The organism is Aureimonas phyllosphaerae (assembly GCF_900113065.1).
GTDB lineage: Bacteria > Pseudomonadota > Alphaproteobacteria > Rhizobiales > Rhizobiaceae > Aureimonas > Aureimonas phyllosphaerae.
On record NZ_FOOA01000007.1, the window covers coordinates 136363 to 151571 of the forward strand.

Here is a 15209-nt window from a genome sequence, read left to right on the forward strand (position 1 = left end):
GGTGCCGTCGATCGACGCGATGACCACACAAAATTTCATTGAAACGGCCATTCAACGACGCATACGTGTGCCTCCCGCGCTAGGGTTGTGAGCGACGTGCCCAGGCTTTGGAAGGCGATGATGCAGACGGCGATGCAGATGTTCGATCCCGGACCGGCCAAGGGGCCGCGCGATCAGATCGCCGCGCTCCCGGTCCGCCTTCGCGAGGACGGCGAACTGGAAGTGCTGCTGGTCACCTCGCGCGAGACGCGCCGCTGGATCATTCCCAAGGGCTGGCCGATGAACGGCCTCGACGACCACGATGCCGCCGGCGTCGAGGCGCGCGAGGAGGCCGGCGTGAAGGGCAAGCTTCTGGCGGCCCCTGTCGGGCGCTACGCCTACTGGCAGCGCGGCCGGCTGGAGACGCGTTTCCTGCAGGTCGACGTCTTCCTCCTGCGCGTCGAGAAGGTGCTGAAGACGTGGAAGGAAAAGGACCAGCGCGAGCGTCGCTGGTTCCGGATCGTCGATGCCGCGGACCATGTCCAGGAGGCCGATCTCGGTCAGGTCTTCCTGCGGCTGCCAGGACACGAGCCCGCCCGGCAGTTCCTTGGTCTCGACGGAAAGCGCGGCAAGAAGGCGGCGCGCCAGCGGCCGCCGGTTGATCCCGTCCCGCGAGAGGGTTAAGAGCGGGGAACAGGTCCACGCAAGGTCCGGTCCGGGTCGCCCGGCCCGTGATCGGGCCGTGAGGCGCCCTAGCGCCCGCCCCGCGCAACCAGCTTTCGGATCGGAATGCCGCTCTTCGACGTCCTGCCGCCGGATCTCTTCAAGCCGTTGGCGGCTCCGGCGAAGCGGCTCTATTCCGACCTCCTTCTCCATATCTTCCACGAGACCTTCGAGCCCTCGGCCGAGGCGCCGCGGCGGGTCGACGTCCTGCGTGCGATCGAGACGTTCCTCGCCGCGCGCGAGGACGACGAGCCGGACATGCCTGCCGGCCGTCCCGAGGAGCGGGCGCGGGCGGTCTACGACCGTCTGGTCGAGACCGGCTGGATGGTGGAGCATCGCGACCGCTACCTGCGGCTCGTCGATCTCGATCCGGAAGCCGCAGGGCTGCTCCAGCTTCTGTCGCGCATCGAACGCGGCGAGACGCGCTCGTACGGCGGCGCGGTCCTCGAAGTGCTGAGCGGCCTCGAGGGCGCCGCCGCCCATCCGGACGAGCGCTCCGAAGCCCTGCGCAACGCGCTGCGCGGCGCCGAGGACTTCATGGGCCACATGCGCACGGTCGCCGTCTCGCTTCGGCAGGCGGAGGAGCGCATCCTGCGCCAGCCGTCGCTGCGCGCCATCTTCCGGCAGTTCTTCGGCGACTTCGTCGAGCGGCACCTCATCCGCGACTTCAAGACGCTCCAGACCAAGGACAACCCGTTCCGCTTCCGCACGGCGATCATCCGGCAGGCGACGGAGATGTTCGAGAACCGGGCGCTCCTATCGACGCTCGGCGAGGCCTATGGTCGCGAGGGGCGGCTCGGGGACGGCGCCGACGGCGAGGCGGAGATCCGCGAGGAGCTCTCGCGCATCGTCCATGTCTTCGAGGCGGCCGAGCGGCACCTCGACGCAATCAACGCGACGGTGGCGCGCATCGAGCGCCGCATGGTCAACGCCGCGCGGCAGATGGACCGGATCGCGGGCGGCTCCACCGCCGACCTCGCCGAAGCGCTGCGTCTCGTGGCGGCGCGGCGCGAGGACGGCGAGATACCCGTCGCGCCGATGTTGATCCCGCGCATCCTGCCGCTCGGGCCGCCGCACGTGCCGACGCCGCGCCGCGACAAGGCGCCCGTCGCGATGGTGGCCCTGCGCGACCTGACGCCCGATCCGGCCGCCGTGCTCTACGCCCGTGCCAAGGAGGAATACGTCCGGCGCACCCGCGTCACCGCGCCGGTGCTGTCGGCCTATGTCGAGCGGGTTCTCGGCTCCCGCATGGAGGTGCGCGCGCGCGACGTGACGCTCGCCTCGGTCGACGACTTCGTCGCCTTCCAGCGCCTGCGCGAGCTGCCCTCGATCTTCGGCGGCCTCCTGTCGAAGCGCTACGAGATCGAGTTCCTGGAGGACCGCTGCGCCAATCGCTGGATCACCTGCCAGGACTTCGTGATCCGCCGCCGGCCGGGAGCCCAAGTCGATGCCGCCTGAGACCGACGAATTCCGCGACATCGTGGACGGCGACTGGGCCGGCGGCCACATCGCCGGCAAGCGCCCGACCGCCGAGGAGATGACGCGCGCGCTGCAGGTGATGATGACGCGCCAGTGCGTCTATTCGCATACGCCCAATGTCGGGCGCACCTACGATCTCGTGCGCGCCTACCCGACCTTCTTCGAGCGCTATTTCGGCTCGCTCGGCTACCGGCTCATGGTCTCGCCGCGCGACCAGATGGTGGCGCTCGCCGTGCCCGCCGACGCGCCGCGCTACGACGGCCTGTTCGAGCGGCTGCGCAAGGACGAGACGATCGTGCTCTTGGCGCTGCGCCTTCTCTGGGAGGAGGCGCTTCGTGCGCACGAGGCTGGCGACGGGGGCGTCGTGGACGCGACGACCGACGATCTCGTCGACCGGATCGCCGCCTTGACGCAGGCGCCACCGCCGGAGGAGGTCCGCCTTCTCGAGATCCTGCGCGGGTTCGCCCGCCACGGCGCGCTGCGGCTCGGCGAGCGCGATCGTGTGCGCCGCGTGTCGCCGCTCGCCGTCCTGCCCGGCATCGGCATTCTCGTGCCCGATTCCTATGTGAAGGAACTGGTCCTGTGGGCGGGCGCCCCGGCCGCTCTTCCCTCCGGGCCGAAAGCCGCCGACAACGATCCGGGGAACCCGTCCGAGGACGCGTCGAATGTATAGCCTCAGGCGGATTTCGCTTTCGAACTGGTACCTGATCGACGCCAAGGACATCGACATCCGCGGCGAGGCGGCGCTGATCGGCCCGACGGGTGCCGGCAAGACCTCGATCCAGGACGCGATCCAGACCGTCATCACCGGCGCCAGCCAGAACCGGCTGAACCTCAACGCCAGCGCGTCCGGTCGCTCCTCGCGCTCGGTGCTGGAATACTGCCTCGGCATGACGGGCGATCCGGCCGAGAACGGCCGGCCGTTGCGCCAATCCTGCGAGACGCTTCTCGTCCTGACCTTCGCCAACGACCAGACGGGCGAGCCGATCGCCGTCGGCATCGCCATGGCCGCCCGTCAGGGCGACACGCGCGAGGAGATCCTGTCGCGCTTCATCGCGCCCGGCCATGCCTTCTCGCTGGAGGCCGTCCGGCGCCGCGAGAACGGCGTCGAGACCGTGATGCCCTGGAGCGAGATCGCGGCCGACCTCCGGGCAAGCTGCCCCGCCTTTGCCGAATACAAGGCGTCGGCCGAGAAGTTCACCGCCGAGATGCTGGTCGCCATGCGCGGGCCGGCCGCCGCGCCCAACGCGCGCCATTTCCTGCGGGCCTTCTCCAACGCGCTCGCCTTCCGCCCGATCTTCGACCCGACCGTCTTCGTGCGCGACTTCGTGCTGGAGCCCGATCCGCTCGACGTCGAGCGCGTGCGCGCCTCGATCGCGACGTGGCGCGAGCTGGAAGGCCTGATCGAGGAGGCCGAGGCCAAGCACCGACACGTCTCGCGCATTGCGGGCAAGTTCGAGACCTGGGGCCGCGAACGCCTTGCGGCCGATCTCGGGCGCTGGCGCGCCAGCGCCTTCCAGGCGCGCCGCACGGGACAGGAATGGCTCGGCATCCGCCGGTCGCTCACCGAGCGCGAGGCGGAGCTTTCGATCGAGCAGGGCGTGCTGACGACGCGGCGCGAGTGGATCCGCTCGTGGGACGAGGAGATTCGCGACAAGACCGCCCGGCTGGCCGCCGGTGGCGGCGAGGGGCGGCTGCGCGAGATCGCGGCCGAGACGCGCCTCAACGAACGCGACATCCGCGAGATCGAGCAGGGCTGGGGCCGGATCGCGACGGCGCTCGGCACGCTCGCCCGCCTCGTGCTCCGCCACGCGGCCGACCTGCCGCCGGGCGCGGTCGAGGCGGGACGCGCGGCCGCCGAGGCACTGACCCTGGTGCGTGACGGCGACAGCTTCCTCGACCATGCGCGCGGCAAGGGCGACCGGCTGGAGGACCTCGTGGCGGCGGCGCGCCGCGCGGACGGGTTCGAGGCCGCGCTCGACAAGGCGACCGAGCGGCTCGGGAGCCGAGCCCATGCGCTCGAGGCGGAACTGGAGCGCCTGCGCGGGGCCCTGTCGCGGCCGAAGGGCGCTGGCGGCACCCTGTCGCGCGAGGCCTCGCGCCTTCTCGCCCAGCTTCAGGCCGCCGGCATTCCCGCCGTGCCGCTGTGCGACGTCGTCGATGTCGCCGATCCCAGCTGGCAATATGCCGCCGAGGCCCTTCTCGGCCGCGGGCGCGAGGCGCTGATCGTCGAGCCGTCGCTGCTCTCCCAGGCTTTCGACCTGATGTGGCGCGACCGGAACGCCTTTGCCGGGTGCACGCTGGTCAAGACCTCCGCGACGCGCTCGATCAACGCGCGCGCCCCGGCCGGGAGCATCCTCGAAGCGCTGACGACCGACGACCCGCATGCGCGCGCCTTCCTCAACGTGCGCATCGGCGCCTTCCGCAAGGCCGAGACCGACGCCGAACTCGACCGGCTGGAGCGCGGCGTCATGCGCAACGGCAAAACCTCGTCGGGCATGGGCCTCTCGGTCCAGCGCGATCTCGGCGATCTCCTCTTCGGGCGCGGCAACGCAATGAGCGACGGCGCCGGGCTCGAGGCGGAACGGGACCGGCTGGAGGTGGAACTCGCCGAGGTGCGCACGCGCCTACGCGAGGCGCGCGAGGGCGCACGGGCGCTGGGGCCGGTGCTGGTCGCCCTGTCGCCGGAGGCGGGGCCGGCAGAACTGGAGCGCCGGGCGCTCGGCGTGCGCCAGCGCGCCGACGAGCTGGTGCGCGACCGCAAGGCGCTGGAAGACGGCGAGGCCGCGACGCTGAAGGCCGAGATCGAGGAGATCCGGGCCGAGCGCGATGCCTATGCGGCCGAACTCGCCGAGGAGGTGGAGCCCAAGGTCGAGACTCTGCGCCAGACCGTGGCGACGCTCAAGGCGCGCGGCGACATGGCGGCGGAGCGGCACAGGGCGGCGTTCGCGCGTCGGCGTCGGAACTGGGCCGTGCTCGCGACCGACGCGACGGCCGAACTCCTCGCGCTGGTGCCGGCAGGCGACGGCGCGCCGCGCACGCTGGCCGGCGTCGCCGCGGCGCTGCGGGCCGAGATCGCCGCCGGCGAGGCCGAACGGCGCGATGCGCCCGCCTGGCTGGCGACCCGGCGCAACGAGGCGGAGGCGGCGACCGAGAGCGCGGAGGGCACGGCGCGGCGCGAGCAGCTGTCGGCACTGCGCGAGCTCACCGAATACGCGTCCCGCTGGAGTGCGCCGGTGCCGGCCTTCGACGGCGAGACGATGGTGGCGGCGCTCGCCTGGGTGCAGTGCGAGGCGGCGCGGCTGGAAACGCACGAGCTGCGCGGCCATCGCGACGCCTGCGTGAAGGCGGCCGCCGAAATGCGACGCATGATGCGCGAGGACCTCCTGGCGCGCCTGTCGGAGAAGCTGGCGCGGGTCGGCTACCGACTTGCCGGCATCAATCGGCTTCTCAAGCGCCATCGCTTCACAGGCCAGACCTATGCCTTCTCCTATGCCGTCAACGGGCGGTTCGAAGGGATGCACGATCTGGCGCAGCGCGCCGCCGACGGGCAGCTCGGCGACGAGGCGTTCGAGACGTCGATGGGCGAGGTCGAGGCGATGATCGAGGGGGCGGAGGACGCGGCGCTGCTCGCCGACTACCGCCAGTACTACACGTTCGAGATCGTGATGAGCGATGCCGACGGCAACCGCACCACGCTGTCGTCGCGCGCCATGAAGGGCTCGGGCGGCGAGGCGCAGGTGCCGTTCTACGTCGCGATCGCCGCGTCCCTGGCGCTCGCCTACTTCCCCGGACACATCGCCGGGCGTCCGGTCGGTATGGGTCTCGCGCTCTTCGACGAAGCCTTCAACAAGCTCGACGTGCCGAACACGCAGGCGCTCCTGCGCTTCTTTCGCGACATGGGGCTCCAGCTTCTGATCGCGGGCCCGGAGGATAAGCGTGCGACCTTCACCGAGGTCCTCGACACGATCATCCTCGTCAACAAGTCGCTCGACGGACGCGCGGTCTATATCGACACCGAATATCCCGGAGAGACGGCCAAGCAGGCGCTCGCGCGCCTCAACCCCGACCACCGCGGGGTGGAAGGCTTCCGTTCGGCCGCCGAGTAGCGGGCGCTAACGAGAAACGCCCGCGTGCCGATCTCGGCACGCGGGCGATATCAGAACCGGTCAGTCCGCCTGATCAGTCGCGGTCGCGGGCCAGAAGGCCGAGCACGAAGCCGACGGCACCGGCCGCCAGCAGCGACGAGAGCGGATGCTCGTGGATCGTCCGGCGGACCACACGCGTGCCTTCCTCGGCATAGGTGCCAGCGTTCTCGTAGAGGTCGGTCGCGTACTTCTGCGCGTCATGGGTCGCCTCGCGCACGGCATCCTTGCCCTGGCCGAGGAGGTTCTGCGCGGCGCCTTCAGCCTGGCGGCGACGGCCCTCGGCCGAGTCCTTCTCGGAACCGAACGCGTCGCCCAGAGCGCCCTGCACCTTGCCGCCAAACTCCTTGGCGGCGCCCTCGAGACGGTTGTTGTCCATGAGTTCGAAACTCCTTGATAGGCGAGCGGTTGATCCGCTGTCGGAGCCTATAAGTCGTTAGGCGGCGATTGGTTCGATCTGTCGCACCTTAAATTCTCGTTATCGGACCACCGTCATCGCGGCGCTGCGGCAGGGATGGCGAAGAAGATCGAGAAGTTCGTCGTCGCAGTGGAGGAACGACAGGGAGACGCCGGCCATGTCGAGCGAGGTGTAGTAGGGACCGACCCAGGCGCCGACCACCTCGACGCGCCGCGCCGCCAGCCGCTGCGCCACGCGGCGGTGGACGACGTAGAGCTCCATCGCGGGCGTTCCGCCGAGCGAGTTGACGAGAACCGCGATGCGGGCTCCGGCCTCGAGACGCATCTCGGCGAAGAGGCGGTCGACGAGGAGATCGGCCACCGCGTCGGCGCTGGCCAAGGGTTCGCGTGCGACGCCAGGCTCGCCGTGGACGCCGACGCCGATCTCCATGTCCGCCGGCCCGAGCGAAAAGCTCGGCCGGCGCGTTTCGGGCATGGTGCCGGGTTCGAGCGCGACGCCCATCGAGAAGGTGCGCGCCGCGGCCCGGCGCGTCACCGCCTCGCAGGCGTCGAGCGGCATCATTCGATCGGCCGCCGCGCCCGCGATCTTGAAGACGAAGACGTTGCCGGCGACCCCGCGTCGCGAGCCAACCGCCTCCGCCGGCGCCGAGGCGATGTCGTCGATCGTCACGACCGAGCGCGTCTCGATGCCGTCCGACGCCAGTTCCTCGGCGGCCATCTCGAAGTTCATCACGTCGCCGGAGAAGTTGCCGAAGACGTAGAGGACGCCGGCACCTCCGTTGATCGCGCGGGTGCCCGCGAGGATGGGGCCGGGCGGCGGGGCGGCAAAAAGGTTGCCGACCACCGCCGCGTCCGCGAGCCCCGGCCCGACATAGCCCCAGAAGGCCGGCTCGTGGCCCGAGCCGCCGCCGATCACGACGCCGACCTTGCCGGGACGCGGCCCGTGGACGGCGCGGACGGCGCGCGGCGTGCCCGGCACCAGCGCGATTGTGTCGCCGTGGGCGGCGAGGGCGCCCTCCAGCGCCTCGTCGACCGCCGCGCGGGGATCGTTGAGGAGCTTCTTGGTGTGGGTTCGGCCGATCGGCGCCGAGGTCGGCGGCGACGGCGCGGCGCGGCGCGGCGGCTCGCTCCAGCCGTCCGCCGTCAGGATGCCCCAGCCGGTCTGCGTGTCGGTCACGAGGACGCTGACGAAGCCGCCGCGCAGCGCGCCGAGAATGGCCGGCACCTTGTCGGACCCGCCGGCCACGGCGATGCGCTGCGGCACGGCGCGAAGGGCCGCAAGGTCGATCCCGATCGTGCGGCCGTCGAGCGGTCCGGGTACGCGCTCGCCTGAAGCCGAGATGAAGCGCCCCGCGATCGAGCCGATCGCCACCTGCTCGTAGTCGTGGCGCTCCGGCCCGTCGAGAAAGCCGCTCGTGTGGATCGTGCTTTCGGGCCGCAACGAGGAGATGCCGAAGAGGATGCGGTTCGCCTCGGACAGGACCGCCATCTGCTCGGCGAGGACGGGCTCGGCGAAGAGCATGTCGCGCATCGCGGCGCTGGAGACGATCGCGGGCGCCGACAGCGGGATGCAGCGACCGCCGAGCGCTTCGGCGAGGCGCGAGGCGCAGGCTTCCGGCGTCCAGGGGATCTTGGCCGTGGTGCCGCCCGTCGCCTGCACGACGCGGACGTCGCCGAGCGGCGCGACCCGCAGCGCCTCGACCAGCGCAAGGATGGTCCGGCCCCAGGTCACGGCGAGCGTGTCGCCGGGCCGTGCGTAGCGGGCGAGGGCCTGCGCGCCGGCCGCGCCGAGCCGCGCGTTCAGCGAGCGTTCGCCGCCGTTCGTCGGCACGACGAGGCAGTCCTCGAGGTCGAAACGCTTGCGCAGCGCCTCAGCGAGCGAGAGCGCCCGGAACTGGCGTGGCTCGATCTCGATCGTCACGAGGCCGCGCGCGCGGGCCTCCGCGAGATAGGTGTTCACCGAGGCCCGCGAGACGCCCATCTCGGCGGCGATGTCGCCCTGCGTCATGCCCTCCTCGTGGTAGAGCCATGACGCCCACAGCAGCGCGTCGTCGCCGAAACGGAGCGGGATCGCCGTCTCGCCGGCCGCGCGGGGGGAGGGGCGCGCCATCAGCCGCGCCCGCCGCGTGCGGCGCGGATCGCCTCGAAGGCCTCGCGCAGCGCATCGATCACGATCGCGGCCGAGGCGGCGCCGGGATCGACATGCCCGAGGCTGCGGGTCCCGAGCCGCGCCGCGCGGCCCTTCGACGCGACCATGGTCCGGGTCGCGTCGCGGCCCTCGGCGGCGGCTCGCGCCGCCAGGCCGAGCGCGGCCCCGACATCCGCGTCGGATGCTTCGGCCGCCGCGATCGCCCGTAGCGCGGGCCCGAACGCGTCCATCATCGTCTTGTCGCCCGGCACCGCCTTGCCGCGACGCGCGATCCCGTCGCCAAGGCCCGCAACGAGCGTCAGGAGGTCGCCGTCCGACAGTTCCGCGCGTCCCGCGAGCCGCCGTCCGGCTTCCTGGAAGCCGCTGGCGTAGAGCGGCCCCGCCGTTGCGCCGACAGCGTCGAGGAAGGAGCGGGCGGCGATCGGCAGGAGGTCGGCCGCGCCGGCGCCGGCATGGGCCGCGTCCTGCGCATCACGGACGACGGCCGCAAACCCTTCCGACATGGTGCGGCCGTGATCGGCATCGCCGATCGCGCCGTCGAGGTCTGCCAGATGCTCGCGTGCCTCGTCGATCCGGCGCGCCACCGTGCGCAGGATCTCGACCAGCTGTTCGGCTGTGATTCGTGTCATGGCCCAAGTGTCGGAGCGCACGGCCGATCGCGCAAGCGTCGGCCCGCCGGCAGCCGATCGGCACGGCTTGGCGATGCGGTGTTGACATTTGTCGGAAACAATCTGACTAATGTCGAAACGAGGCGTCGAAGGGAGAGTCGACGTCGGAAGCGCCGCAAAGGCGTTTCGGGAGGACGTCGGAATGTCGGAACCGCTTCTGAAGGTGGAAGGGCTGCGCAAGTCCTTCGGCGGCGTCGCCGCGCTGCGCGACGGCCGCTTCGAGCTCGAGGTCGGCTCCGTGCATGCGCTGTGCGGCGGCAACGGGGCTGGCAAGTCCACCTTCCTCACCATCGTCATGGGCATCCAGAAGCGCGACGGCGGCACGATCTGGCGCAACGGCCAGCCGGTGGACTTCTCCAGTCCCGCCGATGCGCTGAAGGCCGGCACCGCCATCATCGAGCAGGAGCTGAGCCCGGTTCCGCACATGAGCGTCGCCGAGAACATCTATCTCGGGCGCGAGCCGTCCGGCCGCTTCGGCGGCATCGACTTCCGCACCATGAACGCCCGCGCGCAGGCGCTGCTCGACGAGCTCGGCTTCGCCATCGACGCGCGCCAGGCGATGGCGACGCTCTCGGTCGCGCAGATGCAGCTCGTCGAGATCGCCAAGGCGCTCAGCCACGACGCCGAAGTGATCTTCATGGACGAGCCGACCTCGGCCATCGGCGAGCGCGAGGCGCAGCACCTCTTCGCCGCGATCGAGCGCCTGAAGGCTCAAGGGCGCGGCATCGTCTACGTCTCGCATCGCCTGTCGGAGATCTTCCAGATCGCCGACAGCTACACTGTCTTTCGCGACGGCGCCTTTGTCTCGAGCGGCAAGCTCGCCGAGATCGACCGCCCCGGCCTGATCGGCATGATCGTCGGGCGTGAGCTCGGCGAGGAATATATCAAGACGAACACGCCGTCGGAGACGGTCGGCCTGCGGGTCGAGGGGCTGGCGAGCCCCGGCCGGATCGAGGACATCTCGTTCGACGTGCGCAAGGGCGAGATCTTCGGCATCTACGGGCTGATGGGCTCGGGCCGCACCGAGATCTTCGATGCGCTGTTCGGCCTCGACCCGAAGGCCGAAGGGCGCGTTGCCGTGGACGGCCGCGAGATCGCGGTCCGCAAGCCGGCCGATGCGATGGCGGAAGGGCTGGCGCTCGTCACCGAGGACCGAAAGCAGACCGGCCTCAACCTCCACGATTCGGTTCGCGGCAACATCGCGCTGGCGAGCCTGCCCGAGATGAGCCCGGCCTTCTCCATGCGCGGCCGGGACGAGGCGGCCGCCGCCCACGAGATGATCGCGCGCTTCGGCATCAAGGCGGCGCGCGACACGATGCCGGTGTCCGGCCTGTCGGGCGGGAACCAGCAGAAGGTCGTGCTCGGCAAGTGGTTCCTGCGGAACCCCCGGGTGCTGCTCCTCGACGAGCCGACCCGCGGCGTCGATGTCGGCGCCAAGCGCGAGATCTACCGCATCATCTGCGAGTTCGCCGCCGCCGGCGGCACGGTCGCGATGATCTCGTCGGAGATCGACGAGGTCCTCGGGCTGTCGGACCGCGTGATGGTGATGCGGGGCGGGCGCTCGGCCGGCATCCTCGACCGCAGCGAGGCCAGCGCGCAATCGCTCGTCCATCTTTCGACCTGAACCGGGCTTCCCGCAGCCCGCGCCCGCGCAAGACCCTTTGGGGGGAGACGATCCCGTGACCGACATCAACGCAAAAGCCGCCGATCCCAACGCGGGCGCCGAGCGCCGCCGGCTCCTGATCCAGGAATACGGCATCTTCATCGCCTTCCTGATCCTGGTTGGCGTGCTGGCCGTCTCCAGCCCCTACTTCCTGACGGCCGGCAACATCTCGAACGTCCTCCTGCAGACGTCGATCAACGGCATCCTCGCCATCGGCATGACCTTCGTCATCCTGACGCGCGGCATCGACCTGTCGGTCGGCTCCGTCGTGGCGCTGGCCGGCATCGTCAGCGCCAGCTTCGTGACGACGACGGCGAACGCCAGCGTCGCGGGCGGGCCGTACCCGATGGTGCTGGCGCTCGCGATCGGCATCGGCGTCGGCGTTCTCTCCGGCGCGATCGTCGGCCTCATCGTCTCGCGCTTCAACGTACCGGCCTTCGTGGCGACGCTCGGCATGCTGTCGGCCGCGCGCGGCATGACGCTGATCTACGGCGGCGGCCGTCCCGTGCCGGGCCTCATCCCGGAGTTCCGCTGGATCGGCACGGGCAACGTCTTCGGCGTGCCGCTACCGGTCGTGATCCTCGCCCTCGTCTTCGCCGTCTCGTGGTGGCTTCTCTCCTCGACCCGCTTCGGCCGCTACATCTACGCCGTCGGCGGCAACCCCCACGCAGCCAAGACCTCGGGCATCAACGTCGCCCGCATCCGCTTCATGGTCTACGTCATCTCGGGCGCGCTCGCAGGTCTTGCCGGCATGATCCTGTCGGCCCGGACCGGCTCGGCCCTGCCGCAGGCGGGCGTCGCCTACGAACTCGATGCGATCGCCGCGGTCGTCATCGGCGGCACCTCGCTGTCGGGCGGTGTCGGCCGCGTCACCGGCACCCTGATCGGCGCGCTGATCATCGGCGTGATGAACAACGGCCTCGATCTCATGGGCATCCAGTCCTACTACCAGCAGATCCTCAAGGGCGCCCTGATCGTGGGCGCGGTGATGCTGGACCAGAAGCGCAGCCACGCCGGCTGACCGCTCGACGCATTCCGTCCGGCGACGAGCCGGACCGAAAGGGGGCCGCCATTCCGGCGGCCCGACCACCAGTTCCACTCGGGAGGAGACTTGACGATGAAGACCCTACTGCTCGCCCTTGGCCTTGCCACCGCGCTCACCGGTCCGGTGCTCGCCCAGGAGAAGCTGAAGATCGGCGCGACCGTCTACGGCCTCAACGCCGAATTCATGCAGATCTGGACCGCCGCGCTGCAGAAGCATCCGGCCGTGCAGAAGGGCGAGGTCGAGGTGACCGTGTTCGACGGCCGCTACGACGCGCTGGTCCAGCAGGAACAGTTCAACACGATGATCACGCAGCAGTATGACGCGATCATCTTCGTGCCGATGGATATCGAGGCAGGCGCCGCGCCCGTGCAGGCCGCGGTCGATGCCGGCATTCCGGTCGTCGGCTCCAACGCGCGCGTTAATTCCGACCTCCTGACCTCCTATGTCGGCTCCAACGACGTCGAGGCGGGCGAGCTCGAGGGCAAGGCCGTGCTCGACAAGATGGGCTGCAAGGGCAACCTCGTGATCATCGAGGGCCCGATCGGCCAGAGCGGCCAGATCCAGCGCCTCGAGGGCAACGAGAAGGCGCTCGCCGCCTGCCCCGACGTGAAGGTCTTGGAGAAGCAGACCGGCAACTGGTCGCGCGCCGAAGCCCAGACGCTGATGGAGAACTGGCTGACCTCGCATCCCGGCCAGATCCAGGGCGTGATCGGCCAGAACGACGAGATGGCGCTCGGCGCGATCGAGGCGATCAAGGCCGCCGGCCTCAACGTCAGCGACTTCGCGATCGCCGGCATCGACGGCGTGACCGACGCGATCAACGCGGTGAAGGCCGGCGAGATGGCCTCGATCTTGCAGGACGCGAACGCGCAGGCACAGGGCGCGCTCGACGTCGCGATCAAGGCTGTGAAGGCGGATTACCAGCCGCAGTCGCCGATCTGGAACCAGTACCCGTCGATGAAGTGGGAAGACGGCAAGGCGAAGACCTACCTCGTCCCTTGGACGCCGGTGACGACGGCCAATGCCGACGAGCTCCTGAAGTCGCGCCAGTAGTCGCATCGCGGACGGCGGCCGGCATCCCGGCCGTCGTCCCCATCCTGCCCTTCCCCACAGCCTGGAGCCGGTCCCTTGAGCGACGCCCCTTCCATCGATCTCGACTTCTCGCTGGCGACCAAGGTCGCGCTGGTCACGGGCGGCGGCTCGGGCATCGGCCAGGCGATCGCGCGCGCCTTGAGCCAGAAGGGTGCGCGGGTCGCGCTGCTCGACAACAACCTCCAGGCCGCCGAGGCGACCGCAGGTGAACTATCCGGTGCGCGCGCCTTCCGCTGCGACGTCGCCGATCCCGCCTCCGTCGAGGAGGCCGTCGGGGCGGCTGAGAGCGCGTTCGGCGCGATCGACATCGTGGTCAACAGCGCCGGCATCGTGGCGCTCGCCCCGGCCGAGAGCCTGACGCTCGACCAGTGGGACCGCACGATCGCGATCAACCTGAAGGGCACGTTCCTCGTCAGCCAAGCAGCCGGAAAGCGCATGATCGCGGCCGGGCGCGGCGGGCGCATCGTCAACCTCGCCTCGCAGGCCGGCACGGTCGCGATCGAGGAGCACATCGCCTACTGCGCGTCGAAGTTCGGCGTGATCGGCCTGACCAAGACCCTGGCCGCCGAGTGGGGCCGCCATGGCATCACCGCGAACACGATCTCGCCGACCGTCGTCCTCACTGAGCTCGGCAAGGCCGCCTGGGCCGGCGAGAAGGGCGAGGCCGCCAAGAAGCGCATCCCGACCGGCCGCTTCGCCTATCCGGGTGAGATCGCGGCGGCGGCCGTCTTCCTCGCCTCGGGCGCCGCGGCCATGGTCAACGGCGCCGATCTCGTGGTCGACGGCGGCTACACCATTCTCTGAAGCCCTGCCTCCCAGCCCAACTCCTTAGAACGGACCTCGTCCCATGCAGCGTTTCATCAACGATCCCGACAATGTGGTGGACGACACCGTCCGCGGTTTCGTGAAGGCCCATCGCGACCTCGTGCGTCTGTCGGAGACGAACCGGCGGGTGGTCGTCTCCACGCACGCACCGAAGAACGGGCGCGTCGGCGTCGTCACCGGCGGCGGCTCGGGCCACGAGCCGGCCTTCATCGGCTACACCGGCAAGGGGCTGGTCGACGCGGTGGCCGTGGGCGAGCTGTTCTCCTCGCCGACCGCGAAGAGCTTCCATGACGCGATCAAGGAAGCGAGCGGCGGCGCGGGCGTCGTCTGCCTCTACGGCAACTATGCCGGCGACAACATGAACGTGAAGATGGCGCAGAAACTGGCGTCCAAGGACGGCATCGAGGTCGCCGTGGTGGTGGCCAACGACGACGTCTGCTCGGCCCCGCCGGAGGAGCGCGAGAAGCGCCGCGGCGTCGCGGGCGAAATCTTCATGTGGAAGATCGGCGGCGCCAAGGCGAACGAGGGCGCGAGCCTCGAGGAGGTGCGCGCCACCGCCCAGAAGGCGATCGACAACTGCCGCTCGATCGGCGTCGGCCTCGGGCCCTGCACCCTGCCGGCCGTCGGCCATCCGAACTTCCAGATCGAGGCTGGCACGATGGAGGTCGGCATCGGCCATCACGGCGAGCCCGGCATCCGCGTCGAACCGCTGAAGACGGCCACTGAGGTCGCGCGCGACATGGCCAAGATCGTCCTCGACGACCATGCGCTCGCCGCGGGCACCGAGGTCGCGGTCCTCGTCTCGGGCCTCGGTGCGACGCCGCTGAACGAGCTCTACATCCTCAACGACACGATCGAGGCCGAGATCACCGGTCGCGGCCTCACGGTCTACCGCACCTATGTCGGCAACTACTTCACCTCGCTGGAGATGGTCGGCGCGACGCTGACGGTGCTGGCGCTCGACGACGAACTGAAGCGCCTTCTCGACGCCGAGGCCCGCGCGCCCGGCTTCCAGGGTTGAGGG

General features: G+C 70.4%; 12 protein-coding genes. 9 read left to right on the forward strand and 3 right to left on the reverse strand.

The window, feature by feature from the left end; translation table 11 throughout:
• Positions 1-96 precede the first annotated feature (96 nt).
• The 4 genes from BM175_RS11000 (at position 97) to BM175_RS11015 (ending at position 6290) form a co-directional block, all read left to right on the forward strand.
• Positions 97-663 (forward strand): NUDIX hydrolase, encoded by a 567-nt coding sequence (locus BM175_RS11000; protein ID WP_244545966.1) that lies wholly within the window; start codon positions 97-99, stop codon positions 661-663.
• A 105-nt stretch (positions 664-768) separates the two neighbouring features.
• Positions 769-2160 (forward strand): Wadjet anti-phage system protein JetA family protein, encoded by a 1392-nt coding sequence (locus BM175_RS11005; protein WP_090962951.1) that lies wholly within the window; start codon positions 769-771, stop codon positions 2158-2160.
• Positions 2150-2854 (forward strand): DUF4194 domain-containing protein, encoded by a 705-nt coding sequence (locus BM175_RS11010; RefSeq protein ID WP_090962953.1) that lies wholly within the window; start codon positions 2150-2152, stop codon positions 2852-2854. Before BM175_RS11005 ends, BM175_RS11010 begins: the two co-directional genes overlap by 11 nt.
• Positions 2847-6290, forward strand: a complete 3444-nt coding sequence (locus BM175_RS11015; protein WP_090962955.1) for an SbcC/MukB-like Walker B domain-containing protein — start codon at positions 2847-2849, stop codon at positions 6288-6290. Before BM175_RS11010 ends, BM175_RS11015 begins: the two co-directional genes overlap by 8 nt.
• Positions 6291-6363: 73 nt before the next feature.
• Here BM175_RS11015 and BM175_RS11020 read toward each other — a convergent pair whose 3' ends face one another.
• From BM175_RS11020 to dhaL, 3 genes are all read right to left on the reverse strand, one after another.
• Positions 6364-6705: a CsbD family protein gene (locus BM175_RS11020; protein ID WP_090962957.1), complete on the reverse strand. Its 342-nt coding sequence runs from the start codon at positions 6703-6705 to the stop codon at positions 6364-6366.
• A gap of 99 nt (positions 6706-6804) precedes the next feature.
• Complete coding sequence (locus BM175_RS11025; RefSeq protein ID WP_090962959.1) at positions 6805-8853, reverse strand: bifunctional sugar-binding transcriptional regulator/dihydroxyacetone kinase subunit DhaK; 2049 nt, start codon at positions 8851-8853, stop codon at positions 6805-6807.
• The gene (dhaL, locus tag BM175_RS11030) at positions 8853-9521 is read right to left on the reverse strand and encodes a dihydroxyacetone kinase subunit DhaL (protein WP_090962961.1); all 669 of its coding nucleotides are present in this window, start codon (positions 9519-9521) and stop codon (positions 8853-8855) included. Before dhaL ends, BM175_RS11025 begins: the two co-directional genes overlap by 1 nt.
• Positions 9522-9702: 181 nt before the next feature.
• Here dhaL and BM175_RS11035 point away from each other — a divergent pair, with 181 nt between their 5' ends.
• The 5 genes from BM175_RS11035 to BM175_RS11055 all read left to right on the forward strand — a co-directional run bounded on the left by BM175_RS11035 (position 9703) and on the right by BM175_RS11055 (position 15206).
• Positions 9703-11184, forward strand: a complete 1482-nt coding sequence (locus BM175_RS11035) for a sugar ABC transporter ATP-binding protein (RefSeq protein ID WP_090962962.1) — start codon at positions 9703-9705, stop codon at positions 11182-11184.
• Positions 11185-11239: 55 nt separating this feature from the next.
• Complete coding sequence (locus tag BM175_RS11040; RefSeq protein ID WP_090962964.1) at positions 11240-12244, forward strand: ABC transporter permease; 1005 nt, start codon at positions 11240-11242, stop codon at positions 12242-12244.
• A gap of 96 nt (positions 12245-12340) precedes the next feature.
• Entirely contained in the window at positions 12341-13321 is a 981-nt protein-coding gene (locus tag BM175_RS11045) for a substrate-binding domain-containing protein (protein WP_090962966.1), read from the forward strand.
• A 75-nt stretch (positions 13322-13396) separates the two neighbouring features.
• The gene (locus BM175_RS11050; protein WP_090962968.1) at positions 13397-14164 is read left to right on the forward strand and encodes an SDR family oxidoreductase; all 768 of its coding nucleotides are present in this window, start codon (positions 13397-13399) and stop codon (positions 14162-14164) included.
• Positions 14165-14207: 43 nt separating this feature from the next.
• Positions 14208-15206, forward strand: coding sequence for a dihydroxyacetone kinase subunit DhaK (locus tag BM175_RS11055; protein ID WP_090962970.1), 999 nt, complete (start codon positions 14208-14210; stop codon positions 15204-15206).
• The last annotated feature ends 3 nt before the right edge of the window (positions 15207-15209 follow it).

Coding starts and splice junctions, on each gene's coding strand:
- BM175_RS11005 (WP_090962951.1), top strand. CDS start 769: ATGCCGCTCTTCGACGTCCTGCCGCCGGATCTCTTCAAGCCGTTGGCG.
- BM175_RS11010 (WP_090962953.1), top strand. CDS start 2,150: ATGCCGCCTGAGACCGACGAATTCCGCGACATCGTGGACGGCGACTGG.
- BM175_RS11015 (WP_090962955.1), top strand. CDS start 2,847: ATGTATAGCCTCAGGCGGATTTCGCTTTCGAACTGGTACCTGATCGAC.
- BM175_RS11020 (WP_090962957.1), bottom strand. CDS start 6,705: ATGGACAACAACCGTCTCGAGGGCGCCGCCAAGGAGTTTGGCGGCAAG.
- BM175_RS11025 (WP_090962959.1), bottom strand. CDS start 8,853: ATGGCGCGCCCCTCCCCCCGCGCGGCCGGCGAGACGGCGATCCCGCTC.
- dhaL (WP_090962961.1), bottom strand. CDS start 9,521: ATGACACGAATCACAGCCGAACAGCTGGTCGAGATCCTGCGCACGGTG.
- BM175_RS11035 (WP_090962962.1), top strand. CDS start 9,703: ATGTCGGAACCGCTTCTGAAGGTGGAAGGGCTGCGCAAGTCCTTCGGC.
- BM175_RS11045 (WP_090962966.1), top strand. CDS start 12,341: ATGAAGACCCTACTGCTCGCCCTTGGCCTTGCCACCGCGCTCACCGGT.
- BM175_RS11055 (WP_090962970.1), top strand. CDS start 14,208: ATGCAGCGTTTCATCAACGATCCCGACAATGTGGTGGACGACACCGTC.